Raw genomic sequence first — 1,353 nt, forward strand, 5'->3', positions numbered from 1 at the left:
GAGAGTGTCAATAATTTTGTGTACTTTTGAAAATCCTTCTCTGTATGAAATGCTTACTTAAATAAACATGGAATCCAAGGTATCCTTGCTTCCTCGAAATCCACGATGTGCTCGTTCTTCGAACTTGTCATTGTATTCTAGAATTTGAGTTGTCACGAATCGTTGAAGAGCATCCTCATTTGGAAACTGCTCTTTCTGGCGAATTTTCTTCTTCAACTTTTTGTTGAAAGCTTCAATCAAATTTGTTGAGTAAATTGATGCCCGAATGCTTGGCGGAAATTCGTAGAAGGTGAATAAGTTACTTAACTTACCCAATTTTCGCATCTGGTTGCTATATTTGCTTTTCCATTTCAAAATGAAGTTATCTAAAGCTTGTTTTGCTTCTTCAATTGATTCAGATTGGCGAATTTCTTTAAATTCGCTCATCAAATCTCGCATATCGCTTTTTCGCACATGTGATGTGAGATTACGAAGCACATGGACTAAGCAGCGCTGAAACTTAGCATTTGGATAAATTTCTGCAATCACATTTTCGAGCCCAATAAAACCATCGGCGATGAATAACTGAACCTGTTCAATTCCTCGATTGCGTAAACTTTCAAGTAGTTCACGCCATGCTTCACCATTTTCGTTTGGTGCTACCGAGAAGTCTAAGACTTCTTTACCGCCGTCACTACGAATTCCAATCGCGATATTAACCGCTTCGCGCTCAACAGTTCCGCGCTTGAGCGGAATATAAGTGGCGTCTAAGAACACGCAAACATACTGTGAGTGCTTAAAGGTCCTGTCATGAAACTCTTCAACCAAGTTGCCAACTTGCTTAGTAATATTTGAAACGGTAGTTGGTGAATAGTAGTCGCCATACATGCGCTCAACTAAATCAGCGATTTCACGAGTTGTGATGCCTTTGGAATACATTTTAATGATCATCGATTCCAGAGTATCTGTCCGCCGTGAATATGGTTCGAATAAAGCGTTACGAAATTTATTCTTACGATCGCGCGGAACCGTAATATTGATTGGTCCAAATTCAGTATCGATGGTTCGCTGATACGATCCGTTTCTGGCGTTGTCCCCATGAGCGGAACTGTCGTTACGCTCATAGGGTTGGTAGCCTAAGACTGCCGACAATTCTTCTTGAAGTAATGTATTGACGGTTTGTTCCAACTGATTGCGAAAGACATCTTTTAATGATGTTTTAGAGTCAGAAGATAGCGCGTCAAGAATTTCTTTGTTAAACTGGTTCATAGGGAAAGCCTCCGTTTTGATTGTGTTTAGCGATTTAATCATACGGGGAAGGCTTTCCCTTTTTCAATTTAATTTAGAAATTTACACAAAATATTTTACACTCCC

The 1,353-nt window shown here is 39.5% G+C and carries 1 protein-coding gene; it reads right to left on the reverse strand.

Annotated features, from left to right (window positions below; genetic code table 11):
- Positions 1-57: 57 nt before the first annotated feature.
- A complete protein-coding gene (locus ACLUWI_RS10080; RefSeq protein WP_034539119.1) occupies positions 58-1,248 on the reverse strand; it encodes an IS256 family transposase in 1,191 nt (396 codons plus the stop codon).
- Between the last annotated feature and the right edge of the window lie 105 nt (positions 1,249-1,353).

The organism is Limosilactobacillus mucosae (genome assembly GCF_046939755.1).
In the GTDB taxonomy this organism is placed as follows: Bacteria; Bacillota; Bacilli; order Lactobacillales; family Lactobacillaceae; genus Limosilactobacillus; species Limosilactobacillus mucosae_A.